22 protein-coding genes are annotated in these 18,164 nt (G+C 45.6%); 14 read left to right on the top strand and 8 right to left on the bottom strand.

Annotated elements, in window-relative coordinates; all coding sequences use genetic code 11:
• The first annotated feature begins 6 nt into the window (after nucleotides 1–6).
• Genes argS through GQ359_RS09595 form a run of 3 tightly spaced genes read left to right on the top strand, consistent with a single transcriptional unit; the run spans nucleotide 7 to nucleotide 3,058 of the window.
• Nucleotides 7–1,734 carry an arginine--tRNA ligase gene (gene argS / locus GQ359_RS09605; protein WP_215386934.1) on the top strand — a complete coding sequence of 576 codons (1,728 nt, stop codon included), beginning with the start codon at nucleotides 7–9 and terminating at the stop codon, nucleotides 1,732–1,734.
• 50 nt (nucleotides 1,735–1,784) lie between these two features.
• Complete coding sequence (locus GQ359_RS09600; RefSeq protein ID WP_215386933.1) at nucleotides 1,785–2,399, top strand: SPOR domain-containing protein; 615 nt, start codon at nucleotides 1,785–1,787, stop codon at nucleotides 2,397–2,399.
• Nucleotides 2,396–3,058 (top strand): thiol:disulfide interchange protein DsbA/DsbL, encoded by a 663-nt coding sequence (locus tag GQ359_RS09595; protein WP_215386932.1) that lies wholly within the window; start codon nucleotides 2,396–2,398, stop codon nucleotides 3,056–3,058. The genes GQ359_RS09600 and GQ359_RS09595 overlap by 4 nt, the downstream gene beginning before the upstream one ends.
• Before the next feature lie 9 nt (nucleotides 3,059–3,067).
• Here GQ359_RS09595 and GQ359_RS09590 read toward each other — a convergent pair whose 3' ends face one another.
• The 5 genes from GQ359_RS09590 to GQ359_RS09570 are packed head-to-tail and all read right to left on the bottom strand — an operon-like array spanning nucleotide 3,068 to nucleotide 7,885.
• Entirely contained in the window at nucleotides 3,068–3,844 is a 777-nt protein-coding gene (locus GQ359_RS09590; protein ID WP_215386931.1) for an SDR family oxidoreductase, read from the bottom strand.
• Nucleotides 3,841–5,136: a cyclopropane-fatty-acyl-phospholipid synthase family protein gene (locus tag GQ359_RS09585; protein WP_215386930.1), complete on the bottom strand. Its 1,296-nt coding sequence runs from the start codon at nucleotides 5,134–5,136 to the stop codon at nucleotides 3,841–3,843. The genes GQ359_RS09590 and GQ359_RS09585 overlap by 4 nt, the downstream gene beginning before the upstream one ends.
• On the bottom strand, nucleotides 5,133–5,918 hold the full coding sequence (locus tag GQ359_RS09580) for a DUF1365 domain-containing protein (protein WP_215386929.1): 786 nt from the start codon (nucleotides 5,916–5,918) through the stop codon (nucleotides 5,133–5,135). Before GQ359_RS09580 ends, GQ359_RS09585 begins: the two co-directional genes overlap by 4 nt.
• Nucleotides 5,919–7,307 carry an NAD(P)/FAD-dependent oxidoreductase gene (locus GQ359_RS09575; protein ID WP_215386928.1) on the bottom strand — a complete coding sequence of 463 codons (1,389 nt, stop codon included), beginning with the start codon at nucleotides 7,305–7,307 and terminating at the stop codon, nucleotides 5,919–5,921. It lies immediately after the preceding gene.
• On the bottom strand, nucleotides 7,307–7,885 hold the full coding sequence (locus GQ359_RS09570) for a glutathione peroxidase (RefSeq protein WP_371822473.1): 579 nt from the start codon (nucleotides 7,883–7,885) through the stop codon (nucleotides 7,307–7,309). Before GQ359_RS09570 ends, GQ359_RS09575 begins: the two co-directional genes overlap by 1 nt.
• A gap of 90 nt (nucleotides 7,886–7,975) precedes the next feature.
• On the opposite strand from GQ359_RS09570, the gene rfaE2 reads away from it, so the two are divergent.
• A complete protein-coding gene (gene rfaE2 / locus GQ359_RS09565) occupies nucleotides 7,976–8,467 on the top strand; it encodes a D-glycero-beta-D-manno-heptose 1-phosphate adenylyltransferase (RefSeq protein WP_215386927.1) in 492 nt (163 codons plus the stop codon).
• A 27-nt stretch (nucleotides 8,468–8,494) separates the two neighbouring features.
• On the opposite strand, the gene GQ359_RS09560 is transcribed toward rfaE2, so the two are convergent.
• Nucleotides 8,495–9,316: a type III pantothenate kinase gene (locus tag GQ359_RS09560; protein ID WP_215386926.1), complete on the bottom strand. Its 822-nt coding sequence runs from the start codon at nucleotides 9,314–9,316 to the stop codon at nucleotides 8,495–8,497.
• Nucleotides 9,313–10,113 carry a biotin--[acetyl-CoA-carboxylase] ligase gene (locus GQ359_RS09555; protein WP_215386925.1) on the bottom strand — a complete coding sequence of 267 codons (801 nt, stop codon included), beginning with the start codon at nucleotides 10,111–10,113 and terminating at the stop codon, nucleotides 9,313–9,315. Before GQ359_RS09555 ends, GQ359_RS09560 begins: the two co-directional genes overlap by 4 nt.
• A 46-nt stretch (nucleotides 10,114–10,159) precedes the next feature.
• On the opposite strand from GQ359_RS09555, the gene GQ359_RS09550 reads away from it, so the two are divergent.
• The 7 genes from GQ359_RS09550 to GQ359_RS09520 are packed head-to-tail and all read left to right on the top strand — an operon-like array spanning nucleotide 10,160 to nucleotide 14,861.
• Nucleotides 10,160–11,263, top strand: coding sequence for a VanZ family protein (locus GQ359_RS09550; protein ID WP_215386924.1), 1,104 nt, complete (start codon nucleotides 10,160–10,162; stop codon nucleotides 11,261–11,263).
• A 3-nt stretch (nucleotides 11,264–11,266) separates the two neighbouring features.
• The gene (locus tag GQ359_RS09545; RefSeq protein WP_215386923.1) at nucleotides 11,267–11,575 is read left to right on the top strand and encodes a ferredoxin; all 309 of its coding nucleotides are present in this window, start codon (nucleotides 11,267–11,269) and stop codon (nucleotides 11,573–11,575) included.
• A gap of 22 nt (nucleotides 11,576–11,597) precedes the next feature.
• Entirely contained in the window at nucleotides 11,598–12,314 is a 717-nt protein-coding gene (locus GQ359_RS09540; protein WP_215386922.1) for an alpha/beta hydrolase, read from the top strand.
• A gap of 30 nt (nucleotides 12,315–12,344) precedes the next feature.
• Nucleotides 12,345–12,614, top strand: coding sequence for a YbeD family protein (locus GQ359_RS09535; RefSeq protein WP_114654086.1), 270 nt, complete (start codon nucleotides 12,345–12,347; stop codon nucleotides 12,612–12,614).
• Nucleotides 12,615–12,623: 9 nt separating this feature from the next.
• Nucleotides 12,624–13,268: a lipoyl(octanoyl) transferase LipB gene (gene lipB / locus GQ359_RS09530; protein ID WP_215386921.1), complete on the top strand. Its 645-nt coding sequence runs from the start codon at nucleotides 12,624–12,626 to the stop codon at nucleotides 13,266–13,268.
• Nucleotides 13,265–14,281 (top strand): lipoyl synthase, encoded by a 1,017-nt coding sequence (gene lipA, locus GQ359_RS09525; protein WP_215386920.1) that lies wholly within the window; start codon nucleotides 13,265–13,267, stop codon nucleotides 14,279–14,281. Before lipB ends, lipA begins: the two co-directional genes overlap by 4 nt.
• 4 nt (nucleotides 14,282–14,285) lie before the next feature.
• Nucleotides 14,286–14,861, top strand: a complete 576-nt coding sequence (locus tag GQ359_RS09520) for a hypothetical protein (protein WP_251367872.1) — start codon at nucleotides 14,286–14,288, stop codon at nucleotides 14,859–14,861.
• Between the two features lie 25 nt (nucleotides 14,862–14,886).
• Here GQ359_RS09520 and GQ359_RS09515 read toward each other — a convergent pair whose 3' ends face one another.
• On the bottom strand, nucleotides 14,887–15,141 hold the full coding sequence (locus GQ359_RS09515) for an accessory factor UbiK family protein (protein WP_215387961.1): 255 nt from the start codon (nucleotides 15,139–15,141) through the stop codon (nucleotides 14,887–14,889).
• A 262-nt stretch (nucleotides 15,142–15,403) separates the two neighbouring features.
• On the opposite strand from GQ359_RS09515, the gene GQ359_RS09510 reads away from it, so the two are divergent.
• Genes GQ359_RS09510 through GQ359_RS09500 form a run of 3 tightly spaced genes read left to right on the top strand, consistent with a single transcriptional unit; the run spans nucleotide 15,404 to nucleotide 18,078 of the window.
• Complete coding sequence (locus GQ359_RS09510) at nucleotides 15,404–16,237, top strand: TorF family putative porin (protein ID WP_215386919.1); 834 nt, start codon at nucleotides 15,404–15,406, stop codon at nucleotides 16,235–16,237.
• Between the two features lie 25 nt (nucleotides 16,238–16,262).
• Complete coding sequence (locus GQ359_RS09505) at nucleotides 16,263–16,601, top strand: P-II family nitrogen regulator (protein ID WP_011903792.1); 339 nt, start codon at nucleotides 16,263–16,265, stop codon at nucleotides 16,599–16,601.
• A 13-nt stretch (nucleotides 16,602–16,614) separates the two neighbouring features.
• Nucleotides 16,615–18,078 carry an ammonium transporter gene (locus GQ359_RS09500; protein ID WP_215386918.1) on the top strand — a complete coding sequence of 488 codons (1,464 nt, stop codon included), beginning with the start codon at nucleotides 16,615–16,617 and terminating at the stop codon, nucleotides 18,076–18,078.
• Nucleotides 18,079–18,164 lie beyond the last annotated feature (86 nt).

Here is an 18,164-nt window from a genome sequence, read left to right as displayed (position 1 = left end):
TTATCTATGTTGTTAACTAATAAAAATCGTTTAATTGAAATGCTGAGTGCTGCCCTGCTGGGTTTGGCTCAGGAGCGTGGTTTGGGTGACGCCCCGGCACCCCGCCTGGAACGCCCTAAGGCAGTAGACCATGGCGATGTTGCTTGTAATATTGCCCTCCAGCTTTCCAAGGCTTGGAAGCTTAATCCCAGGGAATTAGCGCAAGCACTGGTTGAGCGTTTAGAGCAGCAAGCCGGCTATGGTGATCTCATTGCTTCTTGCGAAATCGCGGGCCCTGGGTTTATTAACTTTCGATTGAGTAACACCGCTAAAACTGCGGTGGTGAACGAGGTTCTTACGGCGGGATCCCAGTTTGGTCAGCTAGCTCCAGAAGCTGCTCCCGTTTCCAGGGCCATGATTGAGTTTGTGTCGGCCAATCCTACTGGCCCGCTTCACGTTGGTCATGGTCGTCAAGCTGCGTTAGGAGATGCGCTGGCAAACTTATTGGCAACTCAGGGTATTCAGGTGCATCGCGAGTTTTATTACAACGATGCTGGGGTGCAGATTGCGAATTTAGCGCTCTCAGTACAGGCTCGCTTGAATGGACTTAAACCAGGTGATGCTGCTTGGCCAGAAAGTGCTTATAACGGTGAATATATTGCGGAGATTGCTACTGCTTTTAAGGCTTCATCTGAATATAAAGATGATATCGAGGCTATTCGTCAGTTTGCCGTGGCATATTTGCGCAATGAGCAGGATATCGACTTAAAAACATTTGGTGTGAAGTTTGATTGCTATTACCTAGAGTCTTCTTTGTATACCGATGGTAGTGTTGCAAAAATTGTCGACGAGCTACAGAGTATTGGTAAGACCTATGAGTCTGAGGGCGCACTATGGCTTAGGACAACAGACGATGGCGATGATAAAGATCGCGTCATGAAAAAGTCTGATGGGAGCTTCACCTACTTTGTCCCAGACGTTGCCTATCACACCAGTAAATGGAATCGTGGCTTTGAAAAAGTGATTAACGTTCAGGGTAGCGATCACCATGGCACGATTGCACGTGTGCGCTCAGGCTTGCAGGGTGTAGCTCAGAAGCGCGGTTGGGAGATTCCGAAAACCTATCCAGAGTATGTGCTTCACAAGATGGTGACAGTGATGCGCCATGGCGAGGAAGTCAAGATTTCTAAGCGTGCAGGTTCTTATGTGACTGTGCGTGACTTGGTTGAGTGGTCCGGTGGTGTTACACCAGAGATGGCTGGCGGTGAGCGTGAGCTTGCGCTTCAGCGAGGACGTGATGCTGTGCGTTTCTTCCTTATTTCTCGTAAAGCGGATACGGAGTTTGTATTTGATATTGATCTAGCATTGCAACAAAATGATGAGAACCCTGTGTTCTATGTGCAATATGCCCATGCTCGTATTTGCTCAATCTTGACTCAATGGGGTGGACAAGTTTCTGACCTCAAGGGCGCAGACCTTTCCTTGTTGCAAAGTAAGGCCTCAGATCATCTCTTACGTCGTCTAGCTGAATATCCAGAAATGCTCACTGATGCAGCTGCAGATTTAGCTCCACATGCTTTGGCTTTCTACTTGCGTGATTTGGCGGGAGATTTCCATACCTTCTATAACGCAGACCGCGTTTTGGTCGATGACCCTGCATTGAAATTAGCTCGTCTCGCATTACTTTCAGCAACTCGCCAAGTGCTTGAAAATGGATTAAAAGTATTGGGTGTATCAGCACCCGCTAAGATGTAAGCTTTAACCCTCGTTAGGGTTTAAGAGGTAAAAAGAAGGATGGGGACTCGATGAAAAATAACAATCAATACGACAGCTTTGATCTAAAGACACAGTCTACGAGCTCAGAGTATGGCGGCACCATCCTTGGCTTTATCTTAGGGCTTGGTGTTGGTCTAGGCGTTGCTTTTGTGATTGCTTTTTATCTCTCAAAAAATACACCTCAAGAGCGCCCTGGTGTTAGAGCCCCCAATCTTCCCTTAACTATTAAATCAGGACCGGCACCGGCGGAAGGTGAAGCAGCTGCCCCAGCAGAGGCTTTAGATTTAAACAAACCTTTACAAGGTAAGTCTGCCGCACCAGCCTCCGATGCTTCGGACCCAATTGCTGATTTAGCTAGCGGTAAGAAGCCAGCTGAAGTGGTTCCAGTCCCTGTCGCAAAATCTGATGCAATTTATTTTTTACAAGTTGGCGCATTTAATAAGCGCGCGGATGCGGATGCTCAAAAAGCCAGTTTAGCTATTCAGGGTATCCAGTCTCAATTAAGTGAGATTACAAGTGAGGGTAATACACTGTGGCGTGTTCGTGTGGGTCCGTATAACAGTATTGAAGAAAGTAACCCCGTGCGTGATAAGTTAAATAGCATGGGCATTAAACCAAATGTTATTAAATCTGGTAAATCATGATTACATTATCCAAATCTAAAAGAATTTTTTTATCCGCCACCATTCTGGGCTTGGCAGTTTCATTCTCAGGCTTTGTTAGTGCGCAAAGCCCTAAGATTGAAGAAGGCTTTGACTACCGCATTCTTCCTACCCCTCAGCCAGTTGAGTCCAAGGGTAAGGTTGAGGTGATTGAGTTTTTTTGGTACGGTTGCCCGCATTGCTATGACTTTGAGCCAGAGCTCAACGCCTGGCTTAAGCGCCAACCTAAAGATGTTACTTTTCGTAAAGTACCCGTTGCCTTTCGTGATGACTTCATGCCGCATAGCCAGTTGTTCTATGCCTTAGAAGCTATGGGCAAGGGAGAGGTGATGAATGACAAAGTCATGTACGCCATGCATAAAGAAAATAAGCGCCTCATGACAGAAAACGAGATTGCGGATTGGGTCGCCTCTCAAGGTATTGATCGCAATACTTTCTTGGCTACGTACCGTTCATTTGCTGTTGTATCTAAAGCCCGTGCTGCAAGACAGATGGCTGATACCTATCGTATTGATGGCGTGCCAACTATTGTGATGCAGGGTCGTTATGTGACATCACCATCCATTGCCGGGACTAAAGCTAAGGCGATTGTAGTGATGGATTTCCTAGAGCAAAAAATCCGCAAGGACAAGTACAAGTAATCTAAAGCCTTAGATTTTGACGAAGCGTCGTACGATCCAAAAATAGAGTGGGTAAGGCAGGATTCTGAGGAATTTTAGGAATCCTGAAAACCGCTTAGGGAAGTGAATATCAAACTCTCCAGCCTGTAGTCCTGTGAGGATTTCTTTTGCAGCCTCGTCAGCGGTAATGAGCGCTGGCATTTCAAAATCATTCTGTGCAGTCGCTTCAGTAGCTACAAACCCTGGTGAGATCATGTGTACGCTCACTCCTTGGGGTAGTAAGTCGTAATACAGGGTTTCACAGAAATTAATAATCCCTGCTTTACTCGGTCCATATGCAAGGGCTTTTGGTAATCCACTGTATCCGGCGACGCTCCCCACGATAGCAATATGACCGGCATGCTCTTTGAGCATATTGGGCAAAACAATGCCTACTGCCCGCATAGGCCCTAGCAGATTGGCATCGATAGTCTTCTGTGCAATCTCAAAATCAAAATTGTCAGCGCGTAAGGGGGTATATACACCCGAAACAAATAGTAGTAGGTCTAGACCGCCCCAAGCCTCTAGAATTTTCTGGTAGGAAGATAGGATCTGTTCTTGCTTGGTGACATCAAGAGGGAGCACCAATGCTTGTCCCGACTGCGCTGATTTAGCAAGGACATTGAGGCGCTCAGCACGACGACTAGAAAGAGCGACTTTCGCGCCAGCCTTGATGAAGGCCTGAGTGCAGGCCTCACCAATTCCGCTGGAGGCGCCGATGATCCAAATACGTTGATTTACAAATGAATTAATTCCTTTTTGTTTCATGGGCACAGGGCATCGCTTGAGTGAATAGCATCTTGGTGTTTAAGGGTGTATTGCACAACATCAATATTCTTTTCGAAGAATCCAGCAGCGCAATACATGAGATAGAAATTCCACAGTCGAATAAAAGCCTCGTCAAATCCAAGGCGATAGATTTCTTCAATCTTCTGGTTAAAGCTATCATGCCATAGGCATAAGGTTTTAGCGTAGTCAGAACCAAATGCAAACTCAGCTTCAACTTCTAAGCCTGCGCTGGCAGCAGCAGCCTTGAATTTACTTGGTGAGGGCAGCATGCCGCCTGGGAAAACATATTGCTGAATAAAGTCGGTGCTGTGTCGATAGCGATCAAATAAGTCTTCTGCTATGACGATAGTTTGGATGCAGGCTCGACCCCCTGCTTTGAGTCGCTTTGCAACTACTTGAAAATATTCATCCCAATGGTTCTCACCGACCGCTTCAAACATTTCAACGGAGGCGATCCCATCAAATCGTTCAGTACAGTCTCTATAGTCTTGTAGGCGCACCTCGAATTGATGTGCGTTCCCTGTCTCTGTAACTACCTTTTGAAGTCTGGTATCGGCAAAGGTTTTTTGCTCTGCTGACAGAGTGAGACCAGTAACTTGATTACCATTGCGTAAGGCTTCTTCCATAAATCCACCCCAACCACAGCCGATCTCTAGCAGTCGGTCGCCTGGTTTAGCGTGGATGGAATCTAATATGTGTTTGATTTTTGCGCGTTGCGCATCCATCAGTGATTGCTTATCACCTTCTGAGAACCATGCACTTGAATAGCTCATAGTGGGGTCTAGCCAGAGGCTATAGAAGGCATTACCTAGATCATAGTGAGCATGGATATTTTTACGACTTCCAGATTTGGAGTTGTCTCTAAACCAATGTCTCAGGCGATACGCTATGGAGCCCAACCAACTTCCATAGATTGCTTTTTCTAGAATGGTGCGGTTCCGAATAGCTAGCTCTAGAACAGCCTTGAGATCAGGTGTATTCCATTCACCTCGAATATAACTCTCGGCAAAGCCAATATCGCCATGGGATAGCACTTGTTTAAATACAGACCAATCTAAAACTTGAATCTCTGCATGTAGTTGATCTGACTTATTTCCAAATTCTCTTATTTCTTTATTTGGCAGTGTCAGAACCAAATGCCCACTTCGCAATTGCGCTAAGAGGCCTAAAAGGGTGTGTGTGCTTGCACGATATTGCTGTTGCTTTGATTTCGGCCTATCCGGACGGGAGAAGGTGAGGCGAGACAGTAGTGATTGACCGGGGCGATTCATCGGGTAATTTCAAGTTCTGGTGGTTTGGGTTTTGAATGAAAGGGTACACCTTTTAGCCATAATTTCAATGCTTGCCAATGAATGCGGCCAATCACACCAAGACTCATTAGCGGGTAGCGTAGAAAGGCAAGGTAAAGTGCGCTTTTACTCAGGGGTTGAGCTAGGCCACTGATACTGGTATTGATCAATGGACTTCCATCCTCATGGAGCTCAATTCGACAAACGATATTTCTCTTGGAGCGACTGTCCTGTGAAAATAAAAAACGGAAATGGTATTCCCCGCGAACATCGCAGAAAGGTGATACATGAAACACTTTCTTGCTCACCAAAGTCTCTCCAGATTTCAGTGCAGCACCAGAGTCATGGTGAAGTAAGTAGCAGTGTCGTTCGCCAAAAGTATTATTCACTTCCGCCAATACGGCCTGAACTTGTCCATTGGCTTGAGTGCAGATCCAAAAGCTGACAGGATTGAAGACATAGCCTAGTACTCGCGGGAAGGTTTGCAACCAAATCTCGCCATCAATATGCTGAATGTGGTGCTGCTCAAGAATTGTTTCAATCCATGACAGGCTATCTACATTCCCTATTCCATGATCTTGATCGAAGAATGAAAAAAGTCCGAACTGATTGTCTTTGAGACCATGCTTGCTGAGTAGTTGCGGATCGCTCCTGCGTGCACGCATTGGTATAGATAAAGTAAATACACCATAGCCAAACGCATTTTTAGCGGGACGAAAACGCCGATGCTTTACCGTACCAAAATTAATCGTTGGCAAATTCATTTACTGAACATCTTTAATGGAATTGGGCAGGGCGCGATGAGCAATTTTTTCCATTAGATCCATTGCCACTAATTCACCTGAACGTAAACCGTCTTCATGAAAGCCAAACCCAGTCCATGCGCCGCAATACCAAATCGAGGAATTACCCTGAATTAAGGGCAGCTCTTTTTGTGCCTGGACCGCGCGCATATCAAATACTGGATGTGAGTAATGAATTTCTTCATGGACTAGCGATGGGTTGGGATCAGTTAGCGGGTTTAGGCTCACAATAATCTGCGTATCATCGAATGCTGAAGGCAGAGGTTGTAAGCGGTTGATTAAATAATTGACGCTGACGTGTTGTTGCGCAGTTGGTGTCGCACCAGATTTTGCAGTGTAGTTCCAAGCCGCCCAGCAGCGCTCAGCGGCCGGTAAAAAATTCCTGTCTGTATGCAAAATTGCACGATTCTTTTGATAGGGTACAGAGGCCAAAATATTCCGAGCATCTTGGTCAATGCCATGGACTAACTCTAAAGTCTGATCGCTATGACAAGCCATCACTACTTCATCAAACCAGTGAGATCCTAAGGGGGTAATGACTTCGACCTGAGAATTTTCTGATTTACGGACATTGACACGAGAAACCGATTCGCGCACAAATTGGACTTGCTGTTTATCTAGCGCCGCGACTAAAAGCTTCACGTATTCTCGCGAACCTCCTTTAACAGTAAGCCATTGCGGACGATTTTGAATTTGTAAAAGACCATGGTTGTGACAGAAGCGAACCATGGTATGAATTGGAAACTCCAGCATCTGCTCAACAGAGCATGACCAAATAGCACCAATCATTGGCAAGAAATAATTTTCTCTAAAGCTAGTGCTAAAGCGGTTGCGATCTAAAAAATCTTTAATACGCTCATCTGGCTCTGAGTATTCAAGCTTAGCAGTGATTTGTTCTTCTGCGAGTCGAGTAGCGAGACGATTGAAGCGTAGGATGTCGTAAGCCATTCTCCAGAATGACAATGAGAATAAATTTCTTCTTTGTCCAAAAAAAGAATTGATGTCATTGCCAGCCCATTCAATCTTTTTATTGCGCCCTGTTTTTTCGCTCGTATCAATTGAGACGGAAAAAGACATTTCTGATGGTGCAATCGGAACTTGAATTTCCTCAAATAGACGAACTAAGCGGGGATAGGTTTTGCGATTAAATACCAAAAATCCAGTATCCACCCCATGAGTCAGCTTACCTTCAGAAGTTTCTAGTGTGAGATCTACCGTATTGCTATGACCGCCAATATGATTGCCGCCTTCAAATACAGTGAGATCTAATTCTGGGTGCTGTCTTAATGCATATGCGCATCCTAAGCCAGAAATACCGGCGCCTATGATGGCAACTTTTTTCTTACCCACTAAATTTTCTCTCCAAGAAGTTTCTCTATCTCACTAGTAATGCTGCTGCTCGTTGGTTTAGTCAAGCTGCCATATGAGTCCACTACATTACCGTTGCGATCAATGAGGTATTTATAAAAATTCCATTTGGGAGTTGTACCAGTTTTAGCAATCAGCATCTTAAATAGAGGATTGGGATTGCTGCCGCTGACCGAACTCTTAGCAAACATGGGGAACTTCACGTCATAGGTATTTTTGCAGAATTCAGCAATGTCTTTATTGCTACCTGGCTCTTGTTGCCCAAAATCGTTTGATGGAAACCCTAATACAACTAAGCCACGATCTTTATATTTGGCATATAGCTTCTCTAGACCCTCATATTGACTTGTAAAGCCACAAAAGCTGGCTGTATTAACGACCAAAATGACCTTTCCCTGGTATTGGCATAGGCTTTGAGCTGCCTCATCCTGCAATCTCAAAAAAGTATGGGACAAAAGAGGGCTGCAGCTGGGTGATGTGGGGGGCGCAGCCTGAACCAATTGCGTTGCAGACACCAGAAAGAGAAGTGCCAATAAATGTCTTGGCAAGTTGCGAATCATTTTGAGCCTATTAAAGGGGTGGGCATGCCCAAGTCTAAGACATTCTGGCAAATATCGTTGAGCCTGGCTCAATGCCATTAATATGACGCTATGAGCTCCCTACCTTTACCTTCTTTTGAGTCCAAAGTCTGTGCGTCTGCAGAGCTCGAGGCTCGTATTGCTGAACTTCCAAGACCTCTGGTGTTTACGAACGGCGTCTTTGATATTTTGCACCGCGGACATGCTAGTTACTTGGCCCAAGCCCGAGCATTAGGAGCGAGTCTAGTCGTGGGCGTGAACTCAGATGCCTCAGTCAAGATGTTGGGTAAGGGTGATGATAGGCCTATCAATACCGAGGCTGACCGCCAAGCTTTGTTGGCGGCGCTGGAGAGTGTGGATTTAGTCGTGTTATTTACGGAGCAGACGCCAGTGAATCTGATTGCAAAAATTCATCCGGATATCTATGTCAAGGGTGGAGATTATGAGATCGATACCCTTGAAGAAACGCGTTTGGTAAAAACCTGGGGCGGCAAAGCAGTCGCTATTCCATTTTTATATGAGCGATCTACTACAACACTACTGGGTAAGATTCGCACTAGCTAAGCATAGCAAATTAAAAAGATCTAGCACTCAAAGATTTTGCAAGAGCCATGCCCAAAGACCACGCAGTACCAAGCCTTCGATAGGCTCAATAGGTAGGGACGCTAGCTCAGGAAATTGTTTAATTGCATTTGCCAAAATTTTGGCATTACCACCGTCAAGCCAAATTCGTTCGACTGGGTGATTCATTGATTTAGCTAAATAGACTGCACGCAGTATTGCTCCAATTTGTGCCGCATCACACCCTCCGGTAATAGCTTCATCCGTTGTAATACCAAAGCCTGCTTGTATTTCAGGCTTACTAGGGCGAACCGCTAATGGAAGTTGGGCTGTATTTTGTTGAAGGCTCTCGTGCATCAAGCTAAGACCCGGCAAGATCCAGCCGCCGTAATGAACGCCATTGCCACCTAGTAAGTCAATGGTCGTAGCCGTCCCAGCGTTAATCACCAGCGTATTGGTATTGGAGAGTGCTCTTGCACCAATCAGTGCGGCCCATCGGTCTGCGCCCAGTTTACTTGGGTCTTGATAGAGTGTACGTACACCCTCATAAGTACTGCCACCTGAAAGCTGCTTCCACTCAAGCTCTTGCCATTGCGGAAATAGGCTGCGTAGATTTTGAATGGCAGCATTGCCAGCCACACAGCAAAATGCAATTGCATCTGGCTTTGGTAATGTTTTAGAAATATAGTCGGATAGCTCAGCACGTAGCTCGGGTGATTGGAAAGATTTATTGCTAATCGATCCAGAATATGCCCACAGTTTTTTGTTGCGGTCCGAAATGTTTTGTGTAGATTCGACAGCGGCCCACTTCAGCCGAGTATTACCAAGATCAAATACTAAATAGAGACTCATGATTGAACTCGCAAAGAAACATCGCCTGCATGAATAACAATGGATTTGCCCTGCTGCTTTAGGATCAGTGCGCCAGTATCATCAACACCACCAGAAATTCCGATGATAGGCTCTTTGCCTGCACCTGATATGCAAACAGATTGATTGTTATATGCATCCCAAGGTGCCCAGGAATTTTTAAAATACCCAAATCCATGCTGCTTAAATTGAGCTAAATGCTTTTCAAATGAATCAATGAGTTTTAGCCAAATAAATTCAGTATCGGGAAGAGGTTTTTGGTGGGGAACGAGTTGATCCAAAGCGGCAACTCCAAGTGAGGATTGGACATCGAGATTCTTTGCAATCAGTAATGCATTGCGTAGATTTAGGCCTAGTCCGATCACCATCCAAGTAGGTGAGTTTGGATTGCTTTGCCCACCCTCAATCAGAATGCCACCAAGTTTGGAATGATTTAGCAGTAAATCGTTCGGCCACTTTAGTCTTAAACCTTGCTGATAGAGCGCGTGTTCATTGGCTCCTAGAGCCTCAGCAATGCCGGAGACGACTGCCAGCCCAATTACTAAACTGAGTCCGCTAAGCTCATTAGGGCGTTTATCGAATGGGTAGGCCAAGGAAAAGCATAGCGTGTCTTCTGGGTTGGAAAGCCAAGCTCTTCCAGCTCTGCCTTTGCCAGAAGTCTGCTCGTGGGCAATGCGGGCAACGGGATCGATTAGCTCCCCGGCACGCCAGCGAGCCAATAAATCATCATTAGTCGATTTGGTGGCGGCTACACGTTCTAGGATGCAATTCGGACTCATTTTCCTATTGTAGAAAGATCTAGCCTAGCTGACCTAGAATAAGGGAATGCATCACGAAGATCAGCGTCCTCGCAAGTTTGTTTGGCCCCTCCAGGCGATGCCCTTAGCTAGGGCCATTAGCTTGAGCTACGCACTTTTAATCCTTTACGTCAGCCTCAATCCCTTTGATTTCCACTTTGACAATGGTATTGCTACATTAGCGTGGTTGGATGCCCCTTTGCCTCGCTTTATTACGCTCTTTGATGTCTCGGTCAACATCTTGGCCTATATCCCTCTAGGGTTTTTGTTGGTCTTTGCCTGCTACCCACGTTGGCAAAATTTTGTTGCTTTAGGGATCGCCTTGGGCTTGAGTGCAGCATTAGCATTAAGTGTGGAGTCCTTGCAAACCTGGCTACCCACCCGGATACCGAGTCAAATGGATTGGTGGGCCAATGTATTGGGTGCTTTGTTAGGTGGCTTGCTAGCTATTCCCCTAGGCCCCCAGTGGCTCTCTGGAAGTGTGGTGCGCCGTCGTTTTGACCAGTGGTTTGGATTGAACTGGGCCGCTTGCGCCCTGTTTCTACTTTTTCCATGGACTCAGATCTATCCCCAGAGTTCTTGGTTGGGGACGGGAGTGTGGGGGCATGCGATTTTTGCCTCAGTTGACTGGGGAACCATGGTGATAAACCATGTTGTACAGGAATCCATCATTACAGCGGTCTGCTGGCTGGGTACTGGGCTTCTGCTGTCTCTAGGGATGCGTGCAAAAGCTCCTCAGTGGAAAATCTTGAACAGCCTACTTTGCTTCACCGTTCTGGTAAAAATTGCCTTTACGGCATTGCAATTCGGGGCAGTATTTAGCTTGGTGTGGCTCACGGCTGGCGCTATCTGGGGGATGCTGCTGGGAAGTCTGTTGCTGAGATGGGCCCTCCGGTTTTCTGTAAGCAATAAAGTTTGGCTTGCGATCACTTGCTTGCTGAGTGCCACCCTGGCAATTAATCTCTTACCAGACAATCCTTACTTCATTTTGACATTACGGCAGTGGTACCAGGGCCGGCTATTACACTTTAATGAACTAATGCAATGGGTTTCAGTAGTATGGTTGCCATTGGCTTTAATTTGGGCACTCCGAAATCGGACTGCCTTTAGTTCAAAAACTGAATTGAGATAACGTATGACCTTTAAACACCATGTTTTTTTCTGCCTAAATCAGCGTAAGAATGGCGAAGATTGTTGCGATCGTCATAATGCATTTGCATTATTTGAGTATGCAAAAAGTCGTGTGAAAGAGCTGGGTTTATCAGGCCCAGAAAAAATTCGCATAAACAAGGCAGGATGTTTAGATCGCTGCGCTGATGGACCAGTAGCAGTAATTTATCCAGAGGGTATTTGGTACACATTTGTCGATACTGAAGACATTGAAGAAATTATTCAGTCTCACTTAGTGCAGGGGCGCCCAGTAGAGCGTCTGCGGTTAGCGTAAAAAGATTTCAGAAAGCGTTTCCATGAATAGCCGTACAAAAATCATTCATATTGATGGTGTTGTGGGTCAAATCGAAATGTCGATTGACCTACCGGATGAGTTAAAAACCAATGCTGATTTTTTAGTGAGGGGTTTAGCCCTAGTTGCCCATCCTCATCCGTTAATGGGTGGAACCATGGATAACAAAGTCGCACAAACTATGGCGCGTGCTTTTAATCAGTTGGGTTACGTCAGTGTTCGTCCGAATTTTCGAGGCGTAGGGGCTACTGCTGGTGTGCATGATGACGGTATTGGCGAGATGGAAGATCTACTGCATGTCACTGATTGGATGCGAACCCCCTCAGGCTGGAATCAATTTGAAGCTAGCTCACAACAAGCGTGGACCCAGACTGCAAATACTTTGCCTTTAGTCGTTTCTGGTTTTTCATTTGGAAGTTTTGTCGGGACGCATTTGGTGCAACGCTTGTCAGAGCTTGGGCGCCCAGCTGAACGACTCGTCATGGTGGGAAGTGCTGCAGGTAAGTGGGTCTTGGCGCCGGTGCCTGCCGACACGATTTTGATTCATGGCGAGGTGGATGAAACTATTCCCTTGATCGATGTCTTAGATTGGGCGCGTCCTCAAGAATTAACTGTTCAGGTAGTGCCAGGCGCAGATCATTTTTTCCACCGACGTCTACATTGCATACGCAATATCATCACCGGTGCTTGGTTAGGTATGCCTGATCATCGCAATCAATAAACTACCAAGCAAATTAGAAGGATCAAATACATGACTGAAGATAGAAAATCTCTTATCGAATATCCATCTGAGTTTCCGATTAAGGTGATGGGTAAAACCAATCCAGAATACTTGCCAGCAATTTTGCACATTGCCCGTCAATTTGACCCCACCCTTGATGAGAGCAAGGTTGAGCAACGACCTTCTAAAGATGGAAATTATCTAGGTATTACTTTGCCGATTACTGCAACCAGCCGCGAGCAATTAGATGAGCTGTATCGCACTTTATCCACGCATCCTTTGGTTAGTGTTGTCCTCTAAATTATTTGCATGAGTTTTTTAGTAAAAAATTTAGGGGTAGCTGATTACGAGTCTACCTATCAAGCGATGCGCGATTTTACGCAGCAGCGAGATGCTGAAACTCCAGACGAAATTTGGATTTTGGAGCATCCTCCAGTATTCACTTTGGGTTTGGCGGGCGATGCGGGTAATTTACATTCCCCTAGCAATCAAATTCCCTTAGTCCAGGTGGATCGCGGTGGCGAGATTACTTATCATGGCCCCGGCCAAATCGTGGTGTATCTTCTACTCGATCTTAGGCGTTTGGGAGTTTTTGTAAAAGAGCTTGTCTCCAGAATTGAGCAGTCTTTAATTGACACTCTGGCTGATTTTGGTATTCAGGCAGAAAGACATGCTGGTGCGCCTGGTATTTATATTGCCCAGGAGAGTCCAGTTTCATCCGAGTATCGGGGTGCAAAGATTGCTGCTTTGGGCCTGAAAGTCTCAAAAGGATGCTCCTATCATGGGCTTGCTCTGAATGTATCTACTGATTTAGAGGCTTTTTCCCGTATTCACCCATGTGGGTATGAGGGCTTAAGGACGGTTGATATGCAAACCCTTGGGATCAAGGACAATATAGACATTATTAGCCAAACCCTTTTAGGGCATTTGCAAAAGCAACTAACTTCATCATGACCACCAATAAGCCGGATCTCGACACTGCCGCCACTAGCAATAGTCGCCAAGACCTGAATTACGATGCTTCCCGAAAGCAAAAGTCGAGCGAGAAAACTGCGCGTATTCCGATCAAGATCGTGCCCCTAGAGCAGGTGCTTAAAAAGCCTGATTGGATTCGTGTAAAGGCTGCCTCTAATAATTCACGTTTTTCTGAGATCAAAAAAATTCTTCGTGAGAACGAGTTAGTAACTGTTTGCGAAGAAGCAAGCTGCCCCAATATTGGTGAGTGCTTTGGTAAAGGCACCGCTACCTTCATGATCATGGGTGACAAATGTACTCGTCGTTGTCCATTTTGTGACGTTGGTCACGGCAGACCGGATCCGCTGGATACCAAAGAGCCCGGCAACTTAGCGCGCACCATTGCTGCTTTAAAACTCAATTATGTGGTGATTACGAGTGTCGATCGTGATGATTTGCGCGATGGTGGCGCCATGCATTATGTGGACTGCATTTCTCAATCACGCGATCTATCTCCAGATACGCGTATTGAGGTATTGGTTCCAGACTTCCGTGGTCGCCTAGACAAGGCTTTAGATATTTTTTCTGAGCATGCGCCGCAAGGTTTGCCCGATGTCATGAATCACAATTTAGAGACCGTACCGCGTTTGTATAAGCAGGCACGTCCTGGTGCTGACTATGCACACTCACTGAAACTGTTGAAAGACTTTAAGGAGCGCTTCCCCCACATTCCAACCAAGAGTGGATTGATGGTTGGATTGGGTGAGACTGATGAAGAGATTTTAGAAGTCATGCGTGATATGCGTGAGCACAATATCGACATGTTGACTATTGGCCAGTATCTGGCGCCTTCAGGTCACCATCTACCAGTGCAGCGATATGTTCATCCAGATGTGTTTAAGCATTTTGAGGAAGAGGCACATACCATGGGCTTCTCTCATGCTGCTGTGGGTGCGATGGTGCGCTCTAGCTACCATGCTGATCAACAAGCACATAGTGCAGGTGTTGTCTAAACATATGCTCCGTAAGTTTGGTGTAGTTCTAACGCTTGCATTGCTACTTTCTGCTTGTAGTCCCAAGTTAGATTGGCGGACAGTGCAGTCTCCGCAAGATCGATATAGCGCTTTATTTCCAGGTAAGCCTGAAAAGATTCAACGAAAACTCCCATATCAAAATCAAGAAATTCCACAAACTCTAGAAGCGGTAAAAATTGAGGATGATATTTATTCAGTGAGTACGATTCATTTGAGTAAGATTCAAGCAACCCTAGCACCTAAATTATTAGAACAATTACAGGGTAACTTATTGAATCGTGCGAATGTCAGTTTAGAGAGTGCACTTAGTGTTGATGCTCTATATCAGACCGCCAATAAACAGCGTATTGCGACTAAGGATTACTTCTTAGAATTTAAATCTACTGGTGCAGTAGAGCAGTCAATGCGCGTTCGTTGGATTACCAGAATTGCGCCAGATAACGGTGTATGGATTTATCAAATCTCCGTTTTGCATAAAGCACCAGCAAGGGTAGATGCAAAACAGTTTTTCTCTGAAGAGGCATACGCCAACTTCTTTGATGAGTTCCGTCCAGAGTAGTTTCCAGACGAAACTGTAATTCTGGTTAAGGCTTTTCTAGGGCAGCCACTTTAGCTTCTAGTGCTTCTAGCTTTTCTCTGGTCTTTGCTAATACCTTCGATTGCAAATCAAACTCTTCACGAGTCACTAGATCCATTTTTTGGAAACCTTGATTCATCATGGCGCGCACATTCTTTTCAATCTCTTGTGCAGGTGAGTTACGAATAGCATCCCCAACCTTGTTTTGCATATCGCTAGCAATGCGCTGGATTTGTTCTAGGATCTCGCCTGGTTTTTGCATAATGCTGCCCGCCATTCTGTTGATAGTTGCTTAAAAGATACAGGCCCCTATTTTAAGTTGTGACATCAAAAACAGGCAAAACAAGTCAAAAATGCTGCAGTTGCACCAAAATGATTCAAATTGGTGCAAATATAAGCACTAATGGGGTGCATAAGCCTTATTTAGGGGAATTGCGCCAATTTGAAAGAGGGCGCGAGATTCATGATCACACCATGCAATAAAGCATTTATCCCTTTTCATTACACACAGCAAGGAGCAACACATGAAAACTATTCACAAGACAGCCATCGCTCTAGCAGCATCTGGCTTATTTGCAACTGCCGCATTTGCACAATCAGCTCCTGCAGCTGCCCCAGAGACTCCTGAAGTGAGTCCGATTACAGCTAACGTTTCTTTGGTAAGTGACTACCGCTATCGTGGCCTCTCACAGTCCAACTTGAGGCCCGCTATTCAAGGTGGCTTTGACTACGCCCATGAGAGCGGTTTCTACATTGGGAACTGGAATAGCTCTATTAGTTGGGTAAACAATATAAATTCGGGCTCAGTAGCCTCATCTGTTGAGATGGACTTTTATGCAGGCCTGAAGAAAGAATTGATTGGCGAAGGTTTTGCATCTGACTTAGGTGTATTGCAGTATTACTATCCAACTAGCGGAAACTTTTCCGGCACCAATGTAAATCCAAATACAACTGAAATTTATGCAGCTCAAAACTATACATTTGGTCCAGTAACTGGTTTCTTAAAGTTTTCTTATGCAGTTACCAATACATTTGGAAATCAAAACAGTACTGGATCTTACTATCCTGATTTGACTGTTAACTACGATACGGGCATTTGGGGTCTTGGAGTAAATGCTCACGTTGGCTACCAATATATTGCTGGAACAGTCGCGGGCACATCTAATTCCAGCTTATATAGCTATACCGATTGGAAATTGGGCGTAACAAAAGACTTTGGAGGCGGCCTATCTTTAGCAGCTGCTTATATTGGAACTAATGCAGGAAAAAATTCTTCAGGTCTATACAACTATGCATCACCAACAGGGAAGAATTTGGCTGGTTCAACAGGCGTTCTTACTCTCACAAAAACTTTCTAATTCTTTCCTCTGAACGGAGAAACGTATGAAATTAATTACCGCAATCATCAAGCCCTTCAAGCTTGACGAAGTGCGCGAAGCTCTCTCGGAAGTGGGAGTTTCGGGCATTACCGTCACTGAAGTTAAAGGCTTTGGTCGTCAAAAAGGTCACACCGAGTTGTATCGCGGTGCAGAGTATGTAGTCGACTTTTTGCCAAAAGTAAAAATTGAAGCTGCTGTTGAAGATGGCATCTTGGAGCGAGCGATTGAAGCAATTGAAAAATCTGCTCGTACTGGAAAGATTGGCGATGGCAAGATTTTTGTCTCACCAGTTGAACACGTCATTCGCATTCGTACCGGTGAAACCGGTGCGTCAGCACTTTAAAGAGAGGCTCAAAATGTTAACTTGGATGAAACGACTCCTAGCTGGAAGCGCAATGGCCTTGGCTATTGGTGCAACTAGCGTGATGCTGGCTTCACCAGCTTTTGCTGAAGAAGCAAAGCCAGTGGCAGCAGCCGCGGCAGCAGCAGTTGCAGCCGCTCCTGCATTAGTTCCTAACAAGGCTGATACAGCTTGGTTATTGGTGTGTACTGCATTGGTAATCTTGATGACATTGCCTGGTTTGGCACTGTTCTACGGCGGCTTAACACGCAGCAAGAACATTCTTTCTGTACTCGTACAGTGCATGTTTGTCTTTTCATTAGTAACAGTTTTATGGGCACTTTATGGATATAGCTTTGCATTTAGTGAAGGCGGTGCGTTCATTGGTGGACTAGATCGCTTGTTTTTGCAGGGCATTACTCCAGACTCGGTTGCAGCTACCTTTAGTAAGGGCGTTGTGATTCCTGAGTTTGTATTTATGGCCTTCCAAGCTGCATTTGCAACCATTACTTGCTGCTTGATCGTTGGTGCGTTTGCTGAGCGTGCAAAGTTTTCTGCAATTATTTTGTTTGTGATTTTGTGGTTCACTTTCAGCTACTTACCAATCGCTCACATGGTTTGGTTCTGGCCTGGTCCTGATGACATCAAAGATGCTGCATCACTCGAAGCTATTACAGCTCGCGCTGGTTGGTTATGGCAAAAGGGTGTTCTCGACTTTGCTGGGGGTACCGTTGTTCACATCAATGCTGCGATTGCAGGTTTGGTAGGTTCATTTGTAGTCGGCAAACGTTTGGGTTACGGCAAAGAAGCAATGAAGCCGCATAACTTAGTGTTCGTCATGATTGGTGCCTCACTCTTGTGGTTCGGTTGGTTTGGCTTCAATGCTGGCTCTGCTCTCGAGGCAAACGGCAGTGCAGTATTAGCATTCGTAAACACATTGTTGGCAACAGCTGCTGCAGTGTTGGGCTGGTCATTTGCTGAGTGGATTACTAAAGGCAAGCCTTCCATGCTGGGTGCTGCATCTGGTTGCGTAGGTGGTTTGGTTGCAATCACTCCGGCTGCTGGTTTTGTTGGCCCAATGGGTGCAATCGTGATCGGTGCTCTTGCAGGCGTAGTTTGCTTATGGGGTGTTTCTGGTCTCAAGAAGATGTTGGGTTCAGACGACAGCTTGGACGTATTCGGTGTGCATGGCGTTGGCGGTATCTTAGGTGCTTTGTTAACTGGTGTGTTCGCAGATCCGGCTTTAGGTGGAACAGGTATTTGGGATTACGTAGCCAATGCTGCAGCCCCTGATTACTCTATTGCTAGCCAATTGTGGATTCAGAGCCAAGGTGTCATTGTTACCCTAATTTGGTCTGGCGTAGTTTCGTATATCGCCTTCAAATTAGTAGATATCGTGATTGGCTTGCGCGTTAAGGAAGATGAAGAGCGCGAAGGTTTGGATATCAGCTCCCACGGTGAGTCTGCTTACGAGTCTTAATTAGCGTTTTTACCCCTCACTGGGTGGCCTTGTGGCTGCCCAGTTTTTAAGCGCGGGATCCTCGGATTCCGCGTCTTTCTTTTAAA

It is taken from the genome of Polynucleobacter sp. AM-7D1, from assembly GCF_018688455.1.
Taxonomy (GTDB): Bacteria; Pseudomonadota; Gammaproteobacteria; order Burkholderiales; family Burkholderiaceae; genus Polynucleobacter.
The sequence above is the reverse complement of the archived record's forward strand: the minus strand, read 5'-3'. Positions and strand labels throughout refer to the sequence as shown.

Excerpts from the sequence above, each read along its gene's own strand:
- GQ359_RS09570 (WP_371822473.1), bottom strand. The coding sequence starts at position 7,885 with ATGATTCGCAACTTGCCAAGACATTTATTGGCACTTCTCTTTCTGGTG.
- GQ359_RS09550 (WP_215386924.1), top strand. The coding sequence starts at position 10,160 with ATGCATCACGAAGATCAGCGTCCTCGCAAGTTTGTTTGGCCCCTCCAG.
- GQ359_RS09535 (WP_114654086.1), top strand. The coding sequence starts at position 12,345 with ATGACTGAAGATAGAAAATCTCTTATCGAATATCCATCTGAGTTTCCG.
- GQ359_RS09500 (WP_215386918.1), top strand. The coding sequence starts at position 16,615 with ATGTTAACTTGGATGAAACGACTCCTAGCTGGAAGCGCAATGGCCTTG.
- GQ359_RS09555 (WP_215386925.1), bottom strand. The coding sequence starts at position 10,113 with ATGAGTCCGAATTGCATCCTAGAACGTGTAGCCGCCACCAAATCGACT.
- GQ359_RS09540 (WP_215386922.1), top strand. The coding sequence starts at position 11,598 with ATGAATAGCCGTACAAAAATCATTCATATTGATGGTGTTGTGGGTCAA.
- GQ359_RS09505 (WP_011903792.1), top strand. The coding sequence starts at position 16,263 with ATGAAATTAATTACCGCAATCATCAAGCCCTTCAAGCTTGACGAAGTG.
- rfaE2 (WP_215386927.1), top strand. The coding sequence starts at position 7,976 with ATGAGCTCCCTACCTTTACCTTCTTTTGAGTCCAAAGTCTGTGCGTCT.
- lipA (WP_215386920.1), top strand. The coding sequence starts at position 13,265 with ATGACCACCAATAAGCCGGATCTCGACACTGCCGCCACTAGCAATAGT.
- GQ359_RS09590 (WP_215386931.1), bottom strand. The coding sequence starts at position 3,844 with ATGAAACAAAAAGGAATTAATTCATTTGTAAATCAACGTATTTGGATC.
- lipB (WP_215386921.1), top strand. The coding sequence starts at position 12,624 with ATGAGTTTTTTAGTAAAAAATTTAGGGGTAGCTGATTACGAGTCTACC.
- GQ359_RS09585 (WP_215386930.1), bottom strand. The coding sequence starts at position 5,136 with ATGAATCGCCCCGGTCAATCACTACTGTCTCGCCTCACCTTCTCCCGT.
- GQ359_RS09545 (WP_215386923.1), top strand. The coding sequence starts at position 11,267 with ATGACCTTTAAACACCATGTTTTTTTCTGCCTAAATCAGCGTAAGAAT.
- GQ359_RS09600 (WP_215386933.1), top strand. The coding sequence starts at position 1,785 with ATGAAAAATAACAATCAATACGACAGCTTTGATCTAAAGACACAGTCT.
- GQ359_RS09580 (WP_215386929.1), bottom strand. The coding sequence starts at position 5,918 with ATGAATTTGCCAACGATTAATTTTGGTACGGTAAAGCATCGGCGTTTT.
- GQ359_RS09515 (WP_215387961.1), bottom strand. The coding sequence starts at position 15,141 with ATGCAAAAACCAGGCGAGATCCTAGAACAAATCCAGCGCATTGCTAGC.
- argS (WP_215386934.1), top strand. The coding sequence starts at position 7 with ATGTTGTTAACTAATAAAAATCGTTTAATTGAAATGCTGAGTGCTGCC.
- GQ359_RS09510 (WP_215386919.1), top strand. The coding sequence starts at position 15,404 with ATGAAAACTATTCACAAGACAGCCATCGCTCTAGCAGCATCTGGCTTA.
- GQ359_RS09560 (WP_215386926.1), bottom strand. The coding sequence starts at position 9,316 with ATGAGTCTCTATTTAGTATTTGATCTTGGTAATACTCGGCTGAAGTGG.
- GQ359_RS09520 (WP_251367872.1), top strand. The coding sequence starts at position 14,286 with ATGCTCCGTAAGTTTGGTGTAGTTCTAACGCTTGCATTGCTACTTTCT.
- GQ359_RS09595 (WP_215386932.1), top strand. The coding sequence starts at position 2,396 with ATGATTACATTATCCAAATCTAAAAGAATTTTTTTATCCGCCACCATT.